The following is a 22,210-nucleotide window of genomic DNA, read 5'->3' as shown; positions in this document are numbered from 1 at the left end:
TTATTTTGTTTCAACTCAAAGACGCCAAAGCGCTAAGGGTTTGTTTTTAAAATGTAAGTTTGTCATTCAAAAGTTACCATTTTTTCTCTTTTAGCCCCGATAGTAGTGGAAATCCTATGTGGGCTGGGGTTCAGCCGACAAATATTGCAACGTATAGCGGGAACTAATGTATCCAAAAATGCCTGAACTTTCGCTCCTAATCAGTAATTATACTATTCGTAAGTTTCTTGATTCACAGATGAAAATATGTTTTGCGCATTGCCTAGAATTTTGATAAATCCTTTGGCATCATCAGACGTCCAAGCATTGTTCATTTCGCCGTATTGACCGAAGCCGGTGTTCATTAAATCGTTTGGTGATTCGATGCCGTCTAAGCTGAAATGATACGGTTTTAAAGAGACCGTTACAGTTCCATTGACTGTTTTTTGAGTGTCTTCTAAGAACGTTTCGATGTTGCGCATCACTGGGTCTAAAAATTGCCCTTCGTGGAATAACATTCCGTACCAGTTGCCCAATTGTTCTTTCCAGTATTGTTGCCATTTGCCGAGTGTATGTTTTTCTAACAAATGGTGCGCTTTGATGATGATTAATGGGGCTGCGGCTTCAAAACCAACTCTTCCTTTGATACCGATAATGGTGTCGCCCACGTGAATGTCTCTTCCGATGGCGTAAGCGCTTGCCAATTTTTCTAAGGCCACAATATTGTTAGAAGGTTTGTCTGCTTTGCCATTTATAGCAACCAATTCCCCTTTTTGGAATTCTAAAGTTACCTTCTCTTCACCTTCTTTTTGCAATTGCGAAGGGTAAGCCTCGCTTGGTAAAGGTTGTCCTGAAGTTAAGGTTTCTTTTCCACCCACACTGGTTCCCCAAAGGCCTTTGTTAATAGAATATTGTGCTTTTTCCCAAGAATAATGCACGTCATTTTTGGCTAAATAATCTACTTCTTCCTGACGGGATAGCTTTAAATCACGAATAGGAGTGATGATTTCGATTTCGGGAGCGATGGTTTGGAAAATTAAATCAAAACGAATTTGGTCATTTCCTGCACCAGTGCTTCCGTGTGCGATGGCTGTGGCTCCAACGGATTTGGCGTATTTTATGGCTTCAATCGCTTGAAAAACACGCTCAGCACTTACGGATAGAGGATAGGTGTTGTTTTTTAGGACATTCCCATAAATCAAGTATTTGATGGCTTTGTCGTAATATTTGTCTAAAATGGTAAGGTTGGCGTGTTTGGTGCTTCCTAATTCGTAGGCTCTGTCTTCGATAGCTTTTAGCTCGGCGTCATCAAATCCACCCGTGTTAATTAAAACGGTATGTACTTCGAATCCTTTTTCGTTTTTTAAATATTTTAGGCAATACGAAGTGTCTAATCCTCCGCTATAGGCTAATACTACTTTTTTATTTTCCATTGTATATATTTTAATGTTTTGTGTCTGACAAAACGTTGATTTTTATTTTTTTAACTATTATTTTTTTAAGAAAAGGGCTTGTTTAATCTCTTTTAAACGATTCCAAATCCGGACATTGAAAGGGTGTTTTGGTGGATTTTTTTGTTTTTCTTTGGGGTCATACAGCATTCCTGTGCACAAACACATTTTGTAGTCTTTGCTTTTTAGAATTTCAAAATTGGTGCACGTTTGGCAACCTTTCCAGAAAGTTGGGTCGGTAGTCAATTGAGAAAAAGGAACGGGTTTATATCCTAAATCGGAATTGATTTTCATTACCGCTAATCCAGTGGTGATACCGAAAACCTTGGCTTCTGGGTATTTTTGTTGAGAATACTCAAAAACGAATGTTTTGATTTTTTTAGCTAATCCTAAATTTCTAAAGTCTGGGTGTACAATCAAACCTGAATGCGCGACGAATTGCCCGTGTTGCCAAGATTCGATATAACAAAAACCAGCAAATTTTTGGTCAATAATAGCAATTACGGCATCGCCAGTTTCCATCTTCTTTTGGATGTATTCTGGAGTTCTTTTGGCAATTCCAGTGCCTCTTAGCAAGGCAGAAGTTTCAATGGTATCACAAATTTCTGCAGCAAATTGATAATGCTCTTTTTGTGCTACTATAATAGAAATTTTCATTTCAGGATTCGAATTATGGGTTATTATTCGTTTTGATTTTTTTTGTAATGCGATCATAGTCTATTGGCTATTAAAAGTACTATAAAATTTTCAACAAATCTTGTTTATGTATTTGAAAAATAAATACTTAGGTGTTGTTTTGTTTGGTTTTGAATCATTTTTGAAACGTCATCCTAAAAATGAATTGAATTTCAAAAAAACTTGGTGAAAAATGGATAAAATAAAAGAATTACTTTTTTTGGAAACTATACTAATAGCATCCGCACTTCGGGAGAAGTGGCAAGTAAATGTATCCGGTAGATGGAAGTTATATGTAAACTTGTTTTTTTCATCGATGCAAATTTACAATATATTTTTTATAAAAATCAAATTTTATTTAAAATAGTTAAAATTCAACAAAATTTATTTTTTAAAACAAAAAAAGCGATCTTGAAAGTCAAAATCACTTTTTTTGTTCTTTGGTGTAGAAGAATTGGTTTTCGTAACTCGAAAAATGCTATTCGAAATGGTTAGTATTCATGATTTCCTTGATTTTTGACTTTAAATCTTCGCCGGTATCAAAAATCATTTGCTCGGTTGAAGGAAAAAGTACGGCGCGACGGTCGAAATTTGGGAAATAGTTTTCTTCTGTTGCTCTTCGATCTCCTTTGTAAGTTGCATAAATATTTTCGAAAACAAATTCGCTGCTAACAGGATAAGATTGGAGTAATTGGTTCCCTTTTGTGGTGATAAATTCAACTTTTGCGGCTACTTGACACGTTTTAAGTTGACGGTACTCATAGATTTGAATGGTTACTTTTTTGAAGTTATCGACCATAACCTCTTTGCCTTTTTCGTCTAAGACCACTTTGCCATTGGCATCGACTACTTTTTTGTAACCGTCTTTAACATCACGTTCTTTAATGAATTCGCGTTCTTTGATTTGTTCTGGTGATACCAAAATGTTTCGGAACAGAATCATCATTGAGAAGTCGTATTTGGTTCCTTTTTGTGGCGCATTGTGATATACAATCCAAGGATTATTCAAACGATAAGTACTAAAGTCTAATAAATCTGTTTGTAAGCGCTCAGGAATAATCATATTGGTTTCGTTTTTGGTTTTTACCAAAACAAAATCAGTTCCTTTGAATTTGGCTTCGTCTAGTAATCGGTTTACTTCTTTATAATTAGGGCTGATTTTGTTAAGATAAGTCAATGCATCAAATGCATTTCTGAAATTTACTTTGGTATTGGTTTTTATTAACTGAATTGCATTTGTATAGAGGTGTTCTGCTAAAGCATTTTTGCTAGATACGATTTGGCTGTTGTAATTGTCAAAAGGGAAAATAGCATTGCGACCTTCTTTTATTAAAAATAAGGGGAGTATTGGTTTTATTTTTTCTTGTCGGTCGTGTAACTGTACATAATAATTGTATAATTTTTCGATTTGATTGGGATTGGATTCGATTTTAAGCATTTGAATATTGTTCAAATCTCTTTCTTTGGCTTTCGCAAAGGCTTCTTCTAACAAATAAATGTAGTCTTGTTTTCCTTTTTTGTCTTTGTTGGTTCTAAGGTTCGCCAAAGCATTGTTAATGGCTTCGTCGTAATTTCCGTTACTAACTAATTGTTGTGTTTGTTTTACTCCGCAGGAAGAAAGGGATAAGAGTAGTATAAAAAATAAAGAAAATTTATTCATGTTCTTAGTTTTAGGGTTAAGTGTATGATTTGTAAGAGCGGCCAAATATAGTACCAAAAAAAAATCCGACAATTCAAATTATCGGATTTTATGAGATAGGATAAAAAGAATTATTTTCTTACAAATGGAGGTAATAATTGGCTAGAAACTTCTCCAAAACCGATTCGGACTTCGTTGTTTTTACTGTGTCCTTTAATGGTAACGGTGTCGTAATCATTTATGAATTTTCTTTCGCTGCCATCATTCATTTGTATTGGAAATTTTCCTCCCCAAGTAAGTTCAAGCATAGAGCCAAAACTATCTGGAGTGGGGCCTGAAATAGTACCGGACCCCATCATGTCTCCCGAATTGACTCTACAGCCATTAGAAGTGTGATGGGCTAATTGTTGGCACATAGTCCAATACATATATTTAAAATTGGTAGTCGATACAGTGTTGGGAACTCCGTTTTGTGGGGTTATTGTTACTTCTAGATTAATGTCAAAAGCATGTTTTCCTTTGGACTGTAAATAAGGAAGTGGTGATGGACTTTGTTTTGGAGCTTTAGTTCTAAAAGGTTCTAAGGCGTCCAAAGTGATGATCCATGGTGAAATTGAAGAGGCGAAATTTTTAGCTAAAAAAGGACCAAGGGGCACATATTCCCATTTTTGAATATCTCTAGCGCTCCAATCATTTAGGAGTACCATTCCAAAAATATAATCTTCGGCTTCGTAAACTGGGATATTTTCCCCCATAATATTTACGTCGGTTGTAATGAAAGCGGTTTCAAGTTCAAAATCAACCAAGCGAGAAGGACCAAAAACTGGAGTTGTTTCGCCATTAGGCAAGGTTTGTCCCATCGGACGATGTACTGGAATGCCTGAAGGAATGATAGTAGAGCTTCTTCCATGATACCCTACAGGGATGTGAAGCCAGTTCGGTAATAAAGCATTTTCTGGATCACGAAACATTTTTCCAACGTTGGTAGCGTGTTCTTTACTAGAATAAAAATCGGTATAATCACCTATTAATACAGGAAGCTGCATCTCAACTTCAGTAATATTAAAGATTACGATTTCTCTATGCTTTACATTATCACGCAATTCAGGGTTAGTAGCGTCGAAAATAGCGGCAATTCTATTGCGCACCAAGCGCCAGGTCTTTTTTCCATCAGAGATAAAATCATTTAAGGTATCTTGCATAAACATATCATCTGTTAATTCGATACCTTCAAAATAATTAAGTTGTTGTAAAGCGCCTAAATCAATGGCATAATTCCCAATACGGGAGCCGACTGTTACAATATTTTCTTTAGTTAGAAACACACCAAATGGAATGTTTTGTATGGGGAAATCACTGTCAACGGGAACGTCTAACCATGATTTTCTATTAGGATTATTTGCGGATAACGGCATAATGTGTTAATTATATTGTTGAAAATTACACATCAAATATATTATAATCTAGGATGTAACCAAACGATTTTTTGTATTTTTGCGCCATAATTAACGAAAAACAACAAAATGCAACGCGACGAACAAATTTTTGACTTAATTCTTGAAGAACAAGACAGACAAATACACGGATTAGAGCTTATTGCCTCTGAGAACTTCGTGAGTGATGAAGTATTAGAAGCCGCCGGTTCGGTACTTACAAATAAATATGCTGAAGGCTATCCTGGTAAAAGATACTATGGTGGTTGTGAGGTAGTTGATGTGGTAGAGCAAATTGCAATAGATAGAGCTAAAGCTTTGTTTGGAGCGGAATATGCAAATGTGCAACCACATTCCGGATCGCAAGCTAATACAGCGGTTTATCATGCTTGTTTACAGCCTGGAGATACTATTTTGGGGTTTGATTTGTCTCACGGTGGTCATTTAACGCATGGATCTCCTGTTAACTTTTCAGGACGTTTGTATAAACCAGTTTTTTATGGTGTAGATAAAGAAACAGGTCGTTTGAATTATGATAAAATACAAGAAATTGCCACAAAAGAACAACCAAAATTAATCATCGCTGGAGCATCAGCTTATTCTCGTGATATGGATTTTGCTCGTTTCAGACAAATTGCGGATAGTGTTGGCGCTATTTTAATGGCTGATATTTCTCATCCTGCTGGTTTGATTGCTAAAGGATTAATGAGTGATCCTATTCCGCATTGCCATATTGTAACAACTACAACGCACAAAACTCTTCGTGGTCCTCGTGGTGGTCTAATCATGATGGGGAAAGATTTTGAAAATCCTTGGGGACACAAAACACCAAAAGGTGAAATTCGTATGATGTCTTCTTTATTAGATCTAGCGGTTTTTCCTGGAAATCAGGGAGGGCCTTTGATGCATATTATTGCGGCTAAAGCGGTTGCTTTTGGTGAAGCATTACAAGATGAATTCTTTACTTATGCGATGCAATTACAAAAGAATGCAAAAGCAATGGCGACAGCATTTGTATCAAGAGGGTACGAAATTATTTCTGGAGGCACAGACAATCACATGATGTTGATTGATTTAAGAAATAAAAATATTTCTGGTAAGGATGCTGAAAATGCTTTGGTGAAAGCCGAAATTACGGTCAATAAAAACATGGTTCCTTTTGATGATAAATCTCCTTTTGTAACCTCAGGAATTCGTGTAGGTACTGCAGCTATTACGACTCGAGGTTTGGTTGAAGAAGATATGGAAATAATTGTAGCCATGATTGATAAAGTGTTAACCAATCATACCGATGAAGATGTAATAGAAGAAGTAGCTGCTCAAGTGAATGAAATGATGAGCGAAAGAGCTATTTTTGTGTACTAATTTTCGTTTGAAGGTTCATATTTTATAAAAGTTTAAAGTTTAAAGCGCGTGATTACTATAAGTCTTCACGATAATTTAAACTTTAAACTTTTTCTTTTATTTGGTGTAGGTTTGTTTTAAATCAGTTAAAACAACTTTAAGAACAATATTAAACTTATAAAAATGGGGGTACTGCGATTACAATTGCCAACGGATCCAAGATGGGTCAATATAGTAGAGAAAAATATAGAAGAAATTCTAACGGATCATGCCTGGTGTGAGCAAAAAGCCGCCACCAATGCCATAACAATTATTACTAACAATTCAGAATATCAGGATTTGGTTCAAGATTTATTAGCGTTGGCCAAAGAAGAAATTGATCATTTTGAGCAAGTGCATAACCTCATTATTAAGCGTGGTTTAAAGCTAGGGAGAGAGCGTAAGGATGAGTATGTTAATGACTTGTATTTGTATATGAAACGAAGTAGTGACGGTAGTCGTGTTTCGGGTTTGGTAGAGCGTTTATTGTTTTCTGCGATGATTGAAGCTAGAAGTTGTGAGCGTTTTAAGGTGCTTTCGGAAAATATTCAAGACGAAGAATTGGCAATTTTTTACAGAGATTTAATGGAAAGTGAAGCAGGGCATTATACTACCTTTATCACTTATGCCCGAAAATATGGAGTCGGAATCGATGTGGAGAAGCGGTGGAGAGAATGGTTGGCTTATGAAGAATCGGTCATCGCAAATTATGGTAAAAGCCAAACTATTCATGGGTAGTTTTTAACGAGTTTTTGGGTTAATGGCTATTTCTAAATTTAATTTTATTTTAATGATTACAGTTTTTCAAGCTACTGCTGCTGATTTCGCCACGATTCGTGCTATTGCCTATGAAACTTGGCCAATAGCATATGGTCAAATTTTATCAAAAGCTCAGTTGGAGTATATGTTAGGAGCGTTTTACAATGATAAGGCATTAGCGGAAAGTGTGACTAAAGAGCATCATTTTATTTTAGCTAAAGAAGGAAATCAAACCTTAGGCTTTGCCTCTTTTGAGTGGGATTACAATAATCAAAAACAAACTAAGATTCATAAAATTTATATTCTTCCTTCTGCTCAAGGAAAAGGAGTGGGAAAGATACTTATAGACTATGTTGCTTCTGAAGCTCAAAAGCATGGTTCGGATGTTCTTTGTTTGAATGTGAATCGTTTCAATAAAGCTATTGAATTTTATAAAAAAATGAAATTCTCTATTTCCGATGAAGTCACAATTGAATTAGAGCATGGTTACTTGATGGAAGATTATGTGATGGAAAGAAAACTTTGATGTTATTCGATTGAAATTTCATGTTTGAATAGTAATCCTTTTACGTCTTTGAGGCTAAAAATTGCTTTTTTTAGCTTTGTTTTGGTGGGATCTATGGTGTAGTTATAACTTGTTTTGAAGTTGGTTTTGTTGGCAATTGCTTTGTCAAATTCGGCGCGATACAAGTCACAATACTCGAAAATGCTTTCGGTTAGGTCAGCTGCCATAAAATCAACAGCAATTAAACTACAATGATTGAATGTGGTCTCTTTTATCTTAAGGGTATAAAATTTTGAAAAATCTAGAATACAGTGATGAAAATGTATTTCAAATATCAATTTGTCACACATAGCAAAATTCACATCTTTAATATCGCAATGATGGAAGGTCACCGTTCGTAAGGCCACATGATTGATGTGGGCGCCATCGAAAATACATTTTGTAAAAACGCAATCAATAAATATGACATCCATAAAATTGCAAGCCGAAAAATCACAGTTTTCGAAAGCGCAACATTCGAATTCATTGTGATTTAATTCGTCTTTACTGAAGATTATTTGATGATATTGTTGATCTAGGTGATATTTTGGCATGCACAAAGGAAGTGTTTTAATGCAAAAAACGCAATTACCAGAGTGATAATTGCGTTTTTTTGTGACCTCGACTGGATTCAAACCAGTAACCTTCTGAGCCGTAATCAGATGCGCTATTCAGTTGCGCCACGAGGCCTTTTGCGTTAGTCATTTAATCTTAGCGAGCTTTAATTGATGACCTGATTGCGGGTGCAAATATAAGAATAAATGTGTAAATTGCAAGCACGAATTTGGATAAATTATAAAAAAAATGAACATGAAAAAGTATATTCGTGATATTCAGGACTTTCCGAAAGAAGGAATTTCGTTTAAAGACATTACTCCCTTGTTGTTAGACCCTATAGCAAGAAAAGAATGCTTGAATTTGCTAGTTGCTCCATTAAGAACGATGGGAATTACAAAAGTAGTTGGAGTTGAAAGTAGGGGGTTTTTTATGGGGACTTTGATTGCTCAAGAATTAAACGTTGGATTTGTACCTGTTCGAAAGCCTAACAAATTGCCTTATGATACGCTTGCGGCTTCTTATGCTTTAGAATATGGTACAGACACTTTAGAGATTCATACCGATGCGATTCAGCAAGGGGATAGGGTTTTGATTCACGATGATGTGTTAGCCACAGGTGGTACTGCAAAAGCGGTTTGTGAATTAGTAGAAAAATTAGGAGGTACGATTGTACAATGTAACTTTATTATGGAATTAGATTTTCTAAATGGAAGATCAAAACTGGGAGATACGGCTATTTTTTCGCTATTTCATTATTAGTGGATTTTATATCAATGAAAAAGAGCTCGAAAATCGAGCTCTTTTGAAGTAAAAACGGGAAGTTTTGATACTTAACGTTTAAAAATTATACTGGAATATCTTTGTTAATGTTTTTACATCCGGATACTGCAAAATATAAAATATAAGCAAGACTTATCACTACAATCCAGTAGCTTGAAGGGAAACTTCCAGTAACATCTACAGCATAAGCTTGAACCAATGGGATAATTCCACCACCGAAAACCATGGTCATAAAAAAACCTGACCCTTGAGCGGTATATTTTCCTAAGCCTGAAGTGGCTAAATTAAAAATACCAGGCCACATTACTGATAAACACAATCCGCAAAGTACCAAAAGTAAAATGCTTAAGGGGACTTGTGTCATGCTAAACGAGAGTGACTCTCCGGAAAAAGCTGGCATATAAGCAGAAGTACCTGTACCTATCAAAATAGAGGCAACTACAAAAAATAGCGCTACTGATGAAACGGTAACCAACATTTGTTTGCTTGAATATTTTTTCCCTAAAACACCACCGAATAAACGACCAACTAACATTAATAACCAATAGGATCCAACAATTGAACCAGCGACACCTTTGTCAAACTTTAAATCGTTTATTAAGTAATTTAGGGTGGTGTTAGAAATAGAAACTTCTACTCCTACGTATAAGAAAATGGCAATTAATCCCATTTTGAAATGGGTAAAGGATAGCGGGCTATTTTTTTCATTTCCGTTTTCAGTTACTGAAATTTCAGGCTCAGGGATTTGAACGCTGTATAATACCAAGAAAACTAAAGCAAAAATACCCATAGCCATGTATAAAAGTGGATTAGCATCAGATATTTTTGGAGATAAAATATTGCCTACTACGACACCTCCTAAGATAGGAGCGAGAGTTCCTCCTAAAGAGTTTAATGCTCCTCCAAAATTAAGTCTTGAATTGGCTCCTTTCTCGTCGCCAAGTATTGACAACATAGGGTTAACTACAGCATTCAAAATACACATTGAGAATCCAGAAACAAATGCTCCAAATAAATAAAAGTTAAATGATTCAATTTTACCAGCTAAAAATAAGATTAAAACTCCTGTAAAACCAATAACTAGAGAGATTAATGCTGATTTTTTGTAACCCATTTTTTCGATCATTTTACCAGCAGGTATTCCCATAAAGAGGTAGGCTAGAAATACCGCCATATTGGCTAGTTGTGATTCGAAATTGCTTAAAGTAAATTGAACTTTTAGGATGTTTCCCATTGGGTTTTGAAGTCCAGTTACAAATGAAATGATGAAAAACAAAAAGAACATCATAGCAATAGGCAGCAAATAATTGTTATTTTTAGACATAGTTTTTTTAAATTTTTAATTTATAATGCAATATTGTACTAGCCGTAAATATATCTCATACGTTTTCGAAAAAAAAATTTTTTGGACTTTTTTTACATTTTTTTATATGAACTGTCGCTTTTCTTCAACAAGATGTATTTTTTTAACTTTTTGTTAGTATATCTAAAAAAAAAACATCAAACGTGATAAGTGTTAAATTGAGGAGTCAATCGGATAAGTCTAAAGGAAGTCAATCAATCTTTTGTGCTTTTGAAGTCAAATTATTTTTTTTATTAATAGAAATGTTAAATGTTTGAAAACAACATTATTCAAGGATTCTGTTTTTTACTTCTTTGCTGAAATTTCTTCCAATAGGAATAGTATAAGAGGAAATCTGAATTCGGTTACCTTCGATGGTTTTTACCTTATCTATAGCAATTGTGTAGGATTTGTGGATTCGCATAAAGCGATCTTCGGGTAGTTCCTCGGTTAAAGAAGAAAGTGATTTGTGAGTAATATAGGTTTTTTCAGAAGTTACTACCTTAATATACTCTTTCATACCTTCTACAAAAAGAATTTCTTCAATGTTTATTTTGACCATTTTTTTATCTACTTTGATGAAAATATGGGGCTCAACGCGGTGGTTTTCTTGTTTTAAATTGTTTTTTTGTTGAAATTCTGCAGTAATTTTATTAAGACATTTGATAAACCTTGGAAGCGGAATGGGTTTAACTAAATAATCTAATACATCTAAATCATAACTTTCTGCTGCAAACTCTCGAAATGCTGAGGTAATAATGATTTTGGTATTTTTTTTATTGTGATACAAATTAATCAATTCGAAACCAGACATTAACGGCATGTTGATGTCTAAAAAAAGGGCGTCTATGGTATTGTTATTTAAGAAATCTAAAGCTTCAATGGAATTTGAAAAAGTGTTAACAATCTCGAATTCTGGGAAATTTTGAAAGTAATTTTGTATAACTTTAACAGCCAATGGTTCATCATCAATCAATACACACTTAATTTTCATTGCTTATTGGGATTTGTAAACGAATTATGTAAAAATTAAACTTGATTTGATAGTTTAATTGAAAATCGTTATTAAATAGTAATTCTAATCGTTCTCGGGTGTTGGTAAGTCCAATTCCTTTTTTTGAATTTTCATTTTGTGAAAATACAAAATTATTTATTATTTCAAACTCAAGTACCTTTTCAGGGGTGATTTTGATATTTATTTTAATTTTTAAATCGTTATTATTAGCGCCACCGTGTTTGAAGGCATTTTCAATTAAATTGATTAAAAGCAAGGGAGGAACAAAGATATTTTCTATGTTGTTTTCCAGATGAATACCGACTTCTACATTGTTAAAACGCAATTTTTCAATTTCAATATAATTTTGAATATAATCTAACTCTTTGATTAGAGAGACGTATTTTGTGCCTTCAACATCATACAAAACGTACTCCATTAATTGGGATAATTTTATGATTACATTGGGTACTTTGTCTGAAGACTCAAGGGAAAGTGCATATAGATTATTCAATGTATTGAAGAAAAAATGAGGTTGAATTTGAGTTTTTAAATACTTAAGTTTTATTTTAAATTGATTTTCCTCAAGAATTCTATTTCTCTCTCTTTCTTTGAGCCAAGTAAGCGTCAGGTAAACCGATGATGCCATGGCTAAGACATACAATTCGCCAATGCACACCGCAATAATATGGTTAATTTCAAAAGCTTCGTAATCGCGATTGGCTTCGGGCCAAATGTTTTTTGAGATAAGAAAATAAGTGAGCCCCGTTTTGAGGATATAAATGACTCCCAAAGACAGAATTAACGATAAAGTGTAATGCCAATACTTTGATTTTAAAACGTATCTAGGCACTAATAGGAATAAGTTGAAATATACCAACGGAATATGTAACGCAAATTCAATGACATTAGACTTGAAAGAATATTCATAGTCATTAAAATAAGCCCCCCATCTCAAAAAATTTAAAACAAAGTAAATTCCCCAAAACCAAAAGTGATTTTTGATTTTCATTTCAAAAGTTAATGTCTTTATGCGATTCATTATGATTAGATCGTATTATTTTTTTTAAAATTCATTATGCAACAATACTCATTTTGTCCTTAAAAATTGGTTTTGGTTGGTAAAAAGTAATAGATATTGTTTTTTTATGTGAATGTTTAGGTAAGAAAACGTTTTCGTTTAGCATATTATTGAATGAATAATGTTGTTGGTTTAAAAAAAGCAACTGTTTGTATAATTTATTTTTTTTAACAAAACCTTAAGAATAGATTTACACCATAACTAACAAATACATTTATGAAAATGAAACAAATTTTAGTAATCGTTATGATTATTTTTACTTCGCAATTGACACTTGCACAAGTAAAAGCAATCAAAGGAACGGTAGTTGACGGCGGTGGTGCACCAATACCATCTGCCAATGTAAAAGTACAGGGAGAATCAAATGGTACCTCCACTGATTTTGATGGTAGTTTTGCATTAAAAGTAAACAAAGGTAAAACATTAGTTTTCTCTTACATCGGATATGAGTCAAAATCCGTAACTGTAGGAGATGAAGAAGTAATTAAAGTAATCTTAAAAAGCGAATCCACAACGGCATTGACCGAAGTAGTGGTAACTTCTTTAGGGATTAAGAAAACTAGAAAGTCGCTAACTTATGCCGCTCAAGAATTAAAAGGGGAAGAGTTAACACGTGCAAAAGATGCTAACATTGTTAATACTATTGCAGGTAAAATTGCAGGGGTGAATGTAGTTAAAAGTGCTGGTGGTACTGGAGGTTCTACGAAAGTTACCATTCGAGGAAATTCATCGGTATTGAATAATCAGCCTCTTTATGTAATTGATGGTATCCCGATGTTGAATACTTCATCAAGCCAACCTAATGATTCTTTTGGAAGTACTCAAGGGGGGAACAGAGATGGTGGAGATGTGGCTTCGTTGATTAATCCTGAAGATTATGAAGGAATGACAATTTTAAAAGGAGCTTCAGCTGCTGCTCTTTATGGTTCACAAGGAGCTAGAGGGGTAATTATATTGACTTCTAAAAAGATTAAAGAGGATACTTCGTTTGTAAGAGCTTCATCTAATACTACTTTTGAGTCTGCGGCTTATTTGCCAAAATTTCAAACAGATTATATAGCTAAACCAGGAGCTAATGAATCTTGGGGAGCTAAAAGTGGTAGCAAAGATCATGTTAAAGATTTTTTTAGAACTGGATCTACACAAATTTCTGCTTTGAATATTGGAACGGCTTCAAAAAAATCATCTTCCTATTTATCTTATGCGAATACTACTTCTAATGGTATTATTCCAACAAACAGTTTGAGAAAACACAATTTTGGTTTAAAACAAACTTTTAAATTATTAGATGACAAATTAGTTGTTAATGCTAATGTTAATTATGTTACTCAAGAAATCACAAACCGTCCAACTAGTGGTTTGTACTTTAACCCTCTTACAGGGGTGTATTTAATGCCAAGAGGTGCTGATTTTAACAATTATAAAAACAACTTTGAAGTTTTTGACCCTGTTAGAAATATGATGGTTCAAAATTGGGTGGGAAGTAGAGATATTTGGCAAAATCCTTATTGGGGATTGAACAGAAATAAATCGGAAGACTCGAATCACTATTTTAATGGTGCTTTAGGAGTAAATTACAAAGCAAACAAATGGTTAAGCATTGGTTCTCGTTTTAACTATGACAAAATTGATAGCAAATTTGAGAAATTCATTTATGCTACAACTGAAGGAACATTATCACATCCTAATGGAAGATATATATTGATTAACAATGCAAGCACTCAAAAATATGGTGACTTGATTGCTACTATCAATACCAAAATAAATGATGATTTTTCATTCAATGCCAATATTGGAGCTAGTATAACGGATCGTTTTTTAAATGATGAGCAAGTTTTGGATTCCAATCCTGCTGGATTAAAAATAGCCAATTGGTTTACTTTACATAATTTTAATGATACCCAAGGTATTTTCCAAAACTATGGGGAAAGAAAACAGACTCAATCTCTTTTTGCAGCTGCAACAATTGGATTCCGTGATTATTTATATGCCGATGTAACTGCACGTAAAGATTGGTCATCTTCGTTAGTAAATGCTGAGCAACCAGCTGTTTATCCTTCTTTAGGTGTTACGACTTTGTTATCTGAAATTGTAGAGTTTCCTTCTTATGTTTCTTTTGCTAAAGTTAGAGCTTCTGTTGCAGCGGTTGGAAATGATATTCCTAACTTTGTTTCGAATCCAATGAACTTATATACGGCTACAAATCCAACTAATATAGCTCCAACTTTTGGCCCTCAGGCAGGAACAAAATTAAAAGCAGAGCGTCAAAATTCATTTGAAATTGGAACAGAATGGAGATTTTTAGAAAATAGAATTGGGTTAGAATTAACATATTATAATAACACTACTAAAAATCAATTACTTTCTGTACCTGCTCCAGCTACTAACCCTGAAGGATATCAAAATTATATCTTTAATTCAGGAGTAATTAAAAACTCAGGTATTGAAGCGGTATTATTTGCAAAAGTTATCAAATCTGATACTTTTGAATGGGATGCTAATGTGAATTACTCTTTGAACAGAAATAAAGTAACAAATTTGCCTGATAATTTAGGAGGAGTTGTTGTGTTAACTCCTGCAGGAGTTAACAATTACAGATATGCGCTTTATAACAATCAACCATTTGGTATTATCGAAGGGGTGAATTTAAAACGTGACGCTCAAGGTAGAGTACTATTAAATGCTGATGGAACTATCCAAAAAACTGGATTAGAAAAAGTAGGAAACGCTAATCCTGATTTCATGATTGGTTTTCAAAATTCATTCAAATTGGGTAATTATTTCTTGAACTTTACCATTGATGGACGTTTTGGTGGTGATGTAATGAGTTTAACTCAGGCTATCAATGACGAATTTGGTGTGTCTAAAGCTACAGGTGATGCTCGTAATGCTGGAGGAGTGGCTATCAACGCTGTGTATCCAAATGGAAGTGCTTACACTGGTAAATATCCAGCAGATAGTTATTATACTCAAGTTGGAGGTAGAGCAGGTGCTACAGGAGAATATATTTATGATGCTACTAATATTAGTTTAAGAGAATTATCATTAGGGTACACTTTTAAACTAAGCGAAAATAAATATTTGAAAGCAGCTAGCTTGTCAGTTGTTGGTAGAAACTTATTGTTTTTCTACAAAAATGCACCTTTTGATCCAAACATTTCATTGAGTACAGGAAATGGTTTACAGGGAGTAGATGTATTTGGTATGCCTTCTACAAGAAGTATCGGTCTAAATTTAAATGTAACTTTCTAATTCGTGTTTACAATGATGTTAAATAAAATAAAATCAACAGCTATATGTGCGTCTCTATTCTTGGCAATAGGGTGTACGGATGACTTTAAGTCTATCAATGAAAATCCATACGGATTAACAAATGAGCAATTGACTCAGGATTTTAACCACATAAAATCTCCTTTTCAGTCAGCTTTTAATGGCGTTTTCAATACTTTGCATTGGAAATATCAATTGCAACAAAACTTAAATGCTGATTTATGGTCAGGTTATATGGCTACTCCTACAGGTTTTAGAGGAGGAAGTAATAATGCGACTTATGATTTGGTAGATGGATGGAATGGTTTCGTATGGAATTTAGGTTATACCGATGTGATGGCCAATCTTTATAAAGTGCAACAACTTACTAAAGGTTCTTTAGATCAGGTGTATGCGATTTCTCTTGTTCTTAAGGTGCAAGCGATGCAACGTATGACCGATACATTTGGTCCTATCGTGTATTCAAAATTTGGAACAACAGATCCACTTATTGCTTATGATTCTCAAGAGGAAGTGTATAAAGCGATGTTTAAGGAATTAGACTTTGCTGTAACAGAACTGACTAAGCGTGTTGATGCTAATGAGAAAACCGTTTTTGCAACTACAGATTTGACTGCTTATGAAGGGAATTACACTAAATGGGTAAAATTTGCTAACTCTTTGCGTTTGCGTTTAGCGACACGTATTGTTAAAGTAAATCCAACTTTGGCAAAATCTGAAGCAGAGAAAGCAATTGCACACAAAATTGGTGTTTTAACCGTAAAAGATGATATCGCAAAAATTAGATATGCTTCTACTTTTATAGATCCAATAAAAACTATTTCATCATCATGGGGAGATATTCGTATGTCTGCGGATATGGAATCTATTATGGGCGGATACAATGATCCTCGTTTGGCTAAGTATTTTTCAGAATCTACTGATTTTCCTGGGCAATATCGCGGTATTAGAAATGGAATTGATATCGTTGCCAAATCTGATCGTACAGGTATGTCAGAAATCGGTGGTGTAGTTGCTGGTAACGAAAAAGTATTGATGAGTACCGCAGAAATTTACTTTTTGCGTGCTGAAGGCGCTTTAAGAGGTTGGGCAATGGGTGGTACCGCTCAAAGTCTTTATGAATCTGGAATCAAAGCCTCTTTTGAACAACATGGTGTTGGTGGTGCAGATGCTTATGTAGCTGACAATGTTAAAACAGCCAAAAATTTTGTTGATGTGAAAGATGCTGCTAATAATGGAGTTGCGGTTAACAATGTAACTGTGGCTTGGGATGCTGCTGCAGCTAATGAAGTGAAATTGCAAAAGATTATTACTCAAAAGTGGATTGCAAATTTCCCTGAAGGACAAGAAGCTTGGTCAGAATATCGAAGAACTGGATATCCAAAGTTATTCAAAGTTGTGAAAAATTTAAGTGGAGGTAAAATTACCACTGAATTTGGCCCAAGAAGAATAAACTTTGTGCAATCTGAAAAAGATGGTAACGCTGGTGGTGTTGCTACTGGTGTTAGTAAACTCGGTGGCCCTGATACTGGAGGTACAAGATTGTGGTGGGATACTACAGGTGCTAACTTTTAATATTTGATAGTACTAAATGGAATAAGTAACCTGAAAAATTACTTATTCCATTTTATTCAATTACTGAATTCTTCTTAAAAATTAAGTTGGGTAACGCTACTCAATTTCTTTAGATTTAAAATATAAAAACACTACTAAATTAGTTAAAATACGAGGGCTAAAGATTAGCATTTAGGTTAAAAAAGCTTGTTATTGATTAATTATTGTCGTTGGTATATGAACTCTTACCGTTTGTTTTTTTTATTTTTTTGCTACAATTAATACGCTTACATTTGATATGTAATTAGCAAATCTTCCCTTTTTAAATAGCACAGATATTTAAAAATTGTAAGTAAAAATTGTTATAAAAAATGATAACTCTCTGTTGAATTTGTTATGGTTTTTTCAAAAAAATAAAAAATTTAAAATAAAAAATACAATGAAAAACACTTTAGAGATAAAACCGGATATTAGCTACAAAAGTGCAGGAAAATTCGAAGAAACGCGATTTGAGAAAATCCACAATGAGATTTTTAAAAATTCAGCGGAAGCTTCCAAAATAGTAGCCGAAGAAATAGCGTCATTGATTCGCTCGAAACAAGAAAAGAACGAAAACTGTGTTTTAGGACTAGCTACAGGCTCTTCACCAATAAAAGTATATGAAGAATTGGTTCGCATGCACAAAGAAGAAGGCTTGAGTTTTAAAAATGTGATCACCTTCAATTTGGATGAATATTATCCAATGAATAAAGAAAGCAAGCAGAGCTATCACTATTTTATGCATCAGCATTTATTTAATCATATAGACATTCACCCTGATAATGTAAACATTCCTGATGGAACGGTAGCAATTGAAGAATTGAATCAGTACTGTATTGATTATGAAATGAACATTAAAAAAGCAGGTGGACTTGATTTTCAATTGTTAGGAATTGGCCGTACCGGTCACGTAGGGTTCAATGAGCCGGGTTCACATATCAATTCAGGTACTCGAATTATTACTTTGGATCATATTACTAGAGTAGATGCTTCTTCTGATTTTAATGGAATTAATAATGTACCCAAACGCGCCATTACAATGGGAGTTTCTACCATTATGCGTTCTAAACGAATCGTTTTGATGGCTTGGGGTCAAAATAAAGCCGATATCATCAAAAGAACCATTCAAGGTGACATTAGTTCAGAAGTACCGGCTACCTTTTTGCAAAATCATCCTAACGCAACTTTTGTTTTAGATCAATCAGCTGCATCATCTCTAACCCGTTTTGAAACACCATGGTTAGTAAGTGAGTGCATTTGGACGCAAGAACTAAAAAGTAAAGCTATTGTTTGGTTGTGTGAAAAAACCAATCAATCTATTTTAAAACTTACCGATAGAGATTACAACAACAATGGAATGTCTGACTTGTTAGCACAAGAAGGCTCTTCCTATGATTTGAACATCAATATGTTCAATGTGTTGCAACATACCATTACAGGTTGGCCTGGAGGAAAACCTAATGCAGATGACGCCAATCGTCCTGAGCGAGCGAATCCTGCAAAGAAACGAGTGATTTTATTCAGTCCACATCCAGATGATGATGTGATCTCAATGGGAGGTACTTTTGCCAAATTAATCAAACAAGGCCATGAGGTGCATGTGGTATATCAAACCTCTGGAAATATTGCAGTGACCGATGATGAGGCCTTAAAATTTGCAGAAGTATGTAATGATTTTGTAGGGGAAGATAGCAGTAAAATTAACTTCCAAGCGGTCATTGATTTCTTGAAAAACAAGAATGATAATCAAATAGATTCTCTAGAGGTTAGAAAATTAAAAGGATTAATTAGAAGAAGAGAATCGTATGCTGCAGTGCGTTACATCGGATTGAAAGATGAGAATGTACACTTTTTAGACTTGCCTTTTTACGAAACAGGTCAAGTAAAGAAAAACCCTCTAGGAACAGAAGATATTGAAATTGTTGCGGATATCATCGCTAAAATTAAACCGCATCAAGTTTTTGCAGCCGGAGATTTAGCGGATCCACACGGAACTCATGAGGTGTGTTTGAATGCCATTTTTGCAGCGATGAAACAATTAAAAGCCAAACCTTACATGAAAGAATGTTGGTTGTGGTTGTACCGAGGCGCATGGCACGAATGGGATTTACACGAAATTGACATGGCAGTGCCCTTAAGTCCAGACGAAGTATTGTTGAAACGACAAGCGATTTTATTCCACCAATCTCAAAAGGATCGTGTGATGTTTCAAGGAAACGACTCTAGAGAATTCTGGGTACGTGCCGAAGATAGAAATAAAAATACCGCCAAATTATATGACGAGTTAGGCTTAGCTGAATATGAAGCTATCGAAGCCTTCAAACGATTTGATTATTAAGAATTAGAAATCCATTCGGTTGTTTTATTCGGCCGAATGGTTCTTCTTAACATTAGGATTAACCACCTGATGGAAGATTTTATATACCAAAACCACTTATGAAATACCTTTTTGTACTGTTTTTTGTAACATTAGCTTCGACTGCTCAAGTAAGCCAAGAGTCTTTAAATTTAATGCCTTGGCCACAAAAAATTGAATTCAAGTCTGGAAATTTTGCATTGAATGCTTTTTTTAAAGTAAATGTTACTGGGCAACCTAATTCTAGAATTTTTGTAGCTGCTTCTAATTTTTTAAGACGATTAGATGGGAGAACAGGATTGTTTTTTAAACAAGGTTTTGTGACATCAACTAATGAATTTCCTGAGGCACAGTTGCAAATTAATTGCGTAAAAGCTGGAAAAATTGGCTTGTACGAAGATGAAAGTTATCAATTGACGATACAATCGAATGTAATTTCAATCCATGCTTCCTCTGATTTAGGTGCGATACATGCATTGGAAACGCTTTTGCAATTGCTTCAAAATAATGCTACTTCTTTTTATTTCCCTAACGTAACCATCACCGATATGCCTCGTTTTACATGGCGTGGAATAATGGTTGATGCTGCAAGACATTTTCAACCTGTTGATGTGATAAAAAGAAATTTAGATGCAATGGCAGCAATGAAAATGAATGTTTTTCATTGGCATTTAGTAGATGATCAAGGCTGGAGAATTGAAATGAAAAAGCATAAAGTGCTTACAGATAAAGCTTCTGATGGCCTTTTTTATACGCAAGAAGAAATTAAAGGTATTGTAAAATATGCTGCTGATAGAGGTATTCTTGTGGTACCTGAAATAGATGTACCAGGTCATGCTTCCGCAATTTTGACTGCTTTTCCAGAAATAGGAAGTAAAGTTGTGACAATAAACAAAGGGTCTTCTGAAACTACACAGAAAGCATCAGGTTTAGTAACTTATTCGTTAGAGAGAAATGCAGGTATTTTCACACCTACCTTAGATCCTTCTAATCCAAGAACCTACCAGTTGTTAGGTGAGATTTTTGATGAAGTTTGTCCCTTGTTTTCTGGCAAATATTTTCACATTGGAGGTGATGAAAATGAAGGCAAAGACTGGGATGCAAATCCTAAGATACAGGAATTCATGAAAAAGCATAAGTTGGCCAATAATCATGAATTGCAGACGTATTTCACCATGCAGTTAATTCCGATGTTAAAAAAGCATCAAAAAGAATTGATGGGTTGGGAAGAAATCATGACGAAAAATATGTCCAAGGAGGCTATTATTCATTCTTGGAAAGGGCCTAATGAAGGCGTTGCAGCAGGAGCTTCACTAGTAAATGCTGTTAAAAATGGCTATAAAACAGTTTTGTCAAATGGTTATTATGTTGATTTGATGCAAGGAGTTGAAGATCATTATCTTGTAGATCCTATGCCCAAAAATACCGTCTTGTTACCTGAAGAGCAAGCCAGAATTTTAGGAGGTGAAGCCACTATGTGGACTGAATTAGTTACTCCACAAACTATCGATTCCAGAATTTGGCCAAGAACAGCAGCTATTGCAGAACGATTTTGGTCTGATGCTACTGTAACGGATTTAAATAGCATGCGAAAAAGAATGAAAGTGGTTGCTACTCGATTGGAAGAATTAGGCATCACCCACATTCGAAACAAAGAAGTGCTATTGCGAAATATTAGCAATTATCAGGACACAGCCGCTTTGCAAACATTCTCGGCAGTTTGTGAACCCTTAAAAATTTATTCTCGAAATGCAGGAGGGATAGAATATCAAGTGTATTCTCCTTTGTCTTTGTTTGCCGATGCTTGCACACCCGATGCTGAGGATGCTTTGCAATTCAACCAATTGGTTGAGGAATATCTGAAAAACAAATCGGTTACAGCTGAAGAGGGTTTAGTATTGTTTTTTAATAAATGGGTTCAAAATCAAAAAGATTTAGAGGGAATCAGTAAGAATGCTCCATTAGTACAGCCACTCTTGCCGTTGTCAAAAAGTCTAAGTGAATTATCAGAACAATTGCTCTTGAAATTACAAAAAAAATCGGAGTACAAAGCTACTTTAGCAATAGAGTTACTCGAAAAATGTAAATCTAAAAAACATGCTGATGTTGAATTAGCGGTTGTTACAGGTTTAAAAAAAATAGTAGAATTTTAGTTTGGTTCAACAATTAATAGGGTTTAGTTAATAAGAGGTTTTTTATGTTACTATTAATTATTGATTAGTGTTAATTTCTTTTCAATTTGGTTATTGTTTTTATTAGAGATTAATTTTAAAAAGAGGATTTCATTAGATTTCCTCTTTTTTTTATAGGTTTAGCAAAAGATAAAAGGCTATTTAAAGCGATAACAAAGCTAATTTTGTACTTTTGCAAAAA

At 34.4% G+C, this 22,210-nt stretch carries 16 protein-coding genes and 1 tRNA gene; 8 read left to right on the top strand and 9 right to left on the bottom strand.

All coding sequences use genetic code 11. The annotated features are described in order from the left end of the window. Positions 1–212: 212 nt before the first annotated feature. The 4 genes from ACSVH7_RS04865 to fahA all read right to left on the bottom strand — a co-directional run bounded on the left by ACSVH7_RS04865 (position 213) and on the right by fahA (position 5,159). Positions 213–1,412, bottom strand: a complete 1,200-nt coding sequence (locus ACSVH7_RS04865) for an argininosuccinate synthase (protein ID WP_438065565.1) — start codon at positions 1,410–1,412, stop codon at positions 213–215. Between the two features lie 57 nt (positions 1,413–1,469). Continuing rightward, a complete protein-coding gene (locus ACSVH7_RS04860; protein WP_438065930.1) occupies positions 1,470–2,087 on the bottom strand; it encodes a GNAT family N-acetyltransferase in 618 nt (205 codons plus the stop codon). Between the two features lie 496 nt (positions 2,088–2,583). Beyond that, positions 2,584–3,765, bottom strand: a complete 1,182-nt coding sequence (locus tag ACSVH7_RS04855; protein ID WP_438065564.1) for a hypothetical protein — start codon at positions 3,763–3,765, stop codon at positions 2,584–2,586. A gap of 110 nt (positions 3,766–3,875) precedes the next feature. Beyond that, positions 3,876–5,159 (bottom strand): fumarylacetoacetase, encoded by a 1,284-nt coding sequence (gene fahA, locus ACSVH7_RS04850; protein ID WP_438065563.1) that lies wholly within the window; start codon positions 5,157–5,159, stop codon positions 3,876–3,878. Positions 5,160–5,267: 108 nt separating this feature from the next. On the opposite strand from fahA, the gene glyA reads away from it, so the two are divergent. The 3 genes from glyA (at position 5,268) to ACSVH7_RS04835 (ending at position 7,845) form a co-directional block, all read left to right on the top strand. Next, entirely contained in the window at positions 5,268–6,542 is a 1,275-nt protein-coding gene (gene glyA / locus ACSVH7_RS04845) for a serine hydroxymethyltransferase (protein WP_438065562.1), read from the top strand. 162 nt (positions 6,543–6,704) lie between these two features. Continuing rightward, positions 6,705–7,298: a tRNA-(ms[2]io[6]A)-hydroxylase gene (locus ACSVH7_RS04840; protein ID WP_438065561.1), complete on the top strand. Its 594-nt coding sequence runs from the start codon at positions 6,705–6,707 to the stop codon at positions 7,296–7,298. A 52-nt stretch (positions 7,299–7,350) separates the two neighbouring features. Then, positions 7,351–7,845: an N-acetyltransferase family protein gene (locus tag ACSVH7_RS04835; RefSeq protein ID WP_438065560.1), complete on the top strand. Its 495-nt coding sequence runs from the start codon at positions 7,351–7,353 to the stop codon at positions 7,843–7,845. A gap of 2 nt (positions 7,846–7,847) precedes the next feature. Here ACSVH7_RS04835 and ACSVH7_RS04830 read toward each other — a convergent pair whose 3' ends face one another. Together ACSVH7_RS04830 and ACSVH7_RS04825 are read right to left on the bottom strand one after the other, a co-directional pair. Next, positions 7,848–8,417: a pentapeptide repeat-containing protein gene (locus ACSVH7_RS04830; protein ID WP_438065559.1), complete on the bottom strand. Its 570-nt coding sequence runs from the start codon at positions 8,415–8,417 to the stop codon at positions 7,848–7,850. A gap of 62 nt (positions 8,418–8,479) precedes the next feature. Beyond that, positions 8,480–8,553, bottom strand: a tRNA-Arg gene (locus tag ACSVH7_RS04825). Positions 8,554–8,667: 114 nt separating this feature from the next. Here ACSVH7_RS04825 and ACSVH7_RS04820 point away from each other — a divergent pair. Then, the gene (locus ACSVH7_RS04820; protein ID WP_438065558.1) at positions 8,668–9,180 is read left to right on the top strand and encodes an adenine phosphoribosyltransferase; all 513 of its coding nucleotides are present in this window, start codon (positions 8,668–8,670) and stop codon (positions 9,178–9,180) included. An 85-nt stretch (positions 9,181–9,265) separates the two neighbouring features. On the opposite strand, the gene ACSVH7_RS04815 is transcribed toward ACSVH7_RS04820, so the two are convergent. The 3 genes from ACSVH7_RS04815 to ACSVH7_RS04805 form a co-directional block, all read right to left on the bottom strand. Continuing rightward, complete coding sequence (locus ACSVH7_RS04815; RefSeq protein WP_438065557.1) at positions 9,266–10,525, bottom strand: MFS transporter; 1,260 nt, start codon at positions 10,523–10,525, stop codon at positions 9,266–9,268. Between the two features lie 304 nt (positions 10,526–10,829). After that, on the bottom strand, positions 10,830–11,537 hold the full coding sequence (locus ACSVH7_RS04810) for a LytR/AlgR family response regulator transcription factor (RefSeq protein WP_438065556.1): 708 nt from the start codon (positions 11,535–11,537) through the stop codon (positions 10,830–10,832). Next, positions 11,527–12,549: a sensor histidine kinase gene (locus ACSVH7_RS04805; protein WP_438065555.1), complete on the bottom strand. Its 1,023-nt coding sequence runs from the start codon at positions 12,547–12,549 to the stop codon at positions 11,527–11,529. Before ACSVH7_RS04805 ends, ACSVH7_RS04810 begins: the two co-directional genes overlap by 11 nt. 291 nt (positions 12,550–12,840) lie before the next feature. Between ACSVH7_RS04805 and ACSVH7_RS04800 the strand changes: the two genes are divergently transcribed. The 4 genes from ACSVH7_RS04800 to ACSVH7_RS04785 all read left to right on the top strand — a co-directional run bounded on the left by ACSVH7_RS04800 (position 12,841) and on the right by ACSVH7_RS04785 (position 21,990). Continuing rightward, positions 12,841–15,870: a SusC/RagA family TonB-linked outer membrane protein gene (locus ACSVH7_RS04800; protein ID WP_438065554.1), complete on the top strand. Its 3,030-nt coding sequence runs from the start codon at positions 12,841–12,843 to the stop codon at positions 15,868–15,870. Positions 15,871–15,882: 12 nt separating this feature from the next. Next, a complete protein-coding gene (locus ACSVH7_RS04795) occupies positions 15,883–17,463 on the top strand; it encodes a RagB/SusD family nutrient uptake outer membrane protein (protein WP_438065553.1) in 1,581 nt (526 codons plus the stop codon). Positions 17,464–17,881: 418 nt separating this feature from the next. Further along, positions 17,882–19,819 (top strand): glucosamine-6-phosphate deaminase, encoded by a 1,938-nt coding sequence (gene nagB, locus ACSVH7_RS04790; protein ID WP_438065552.1) that lies wholly within the window; start codon positions 17,882–17,884, stop codon positions 19,817–19,819. A 98-nt stretch (positions 19,820–19,917) separates the two neighbouring features. Then, the gene (locus tag ACSVH7_RS04785) at positions 19,918–21,990 is read left to right on the top strand and encodes a beta-N-acetylhexosaminidase (protein WP_438065551.1); all 2,073 of its coding nucleotides are present in this window, start codon (positions 19,918–19,920) and stop codon (positions 21,988–21,990) included. The last annotated feature ends 220 nt before the right edge of the window (positions 21,991–22,210 follow it).

It is taken from the genome of Flavobacterium sp. TSSA_36, from assembly GCF_051547165.1.
In the GTDB taxonomy this organism is placed as follows: Bacteria; Bacteroidota; Bacteroidia; order Flavobacteriales; family Flavobacteriaceae; genus Flavobacterium.
The sequence above is the reverse complement of the archived record's forward strand: the minus strand, read 5'-3'. Positions and strand labels throughout refer to the sequence as shown.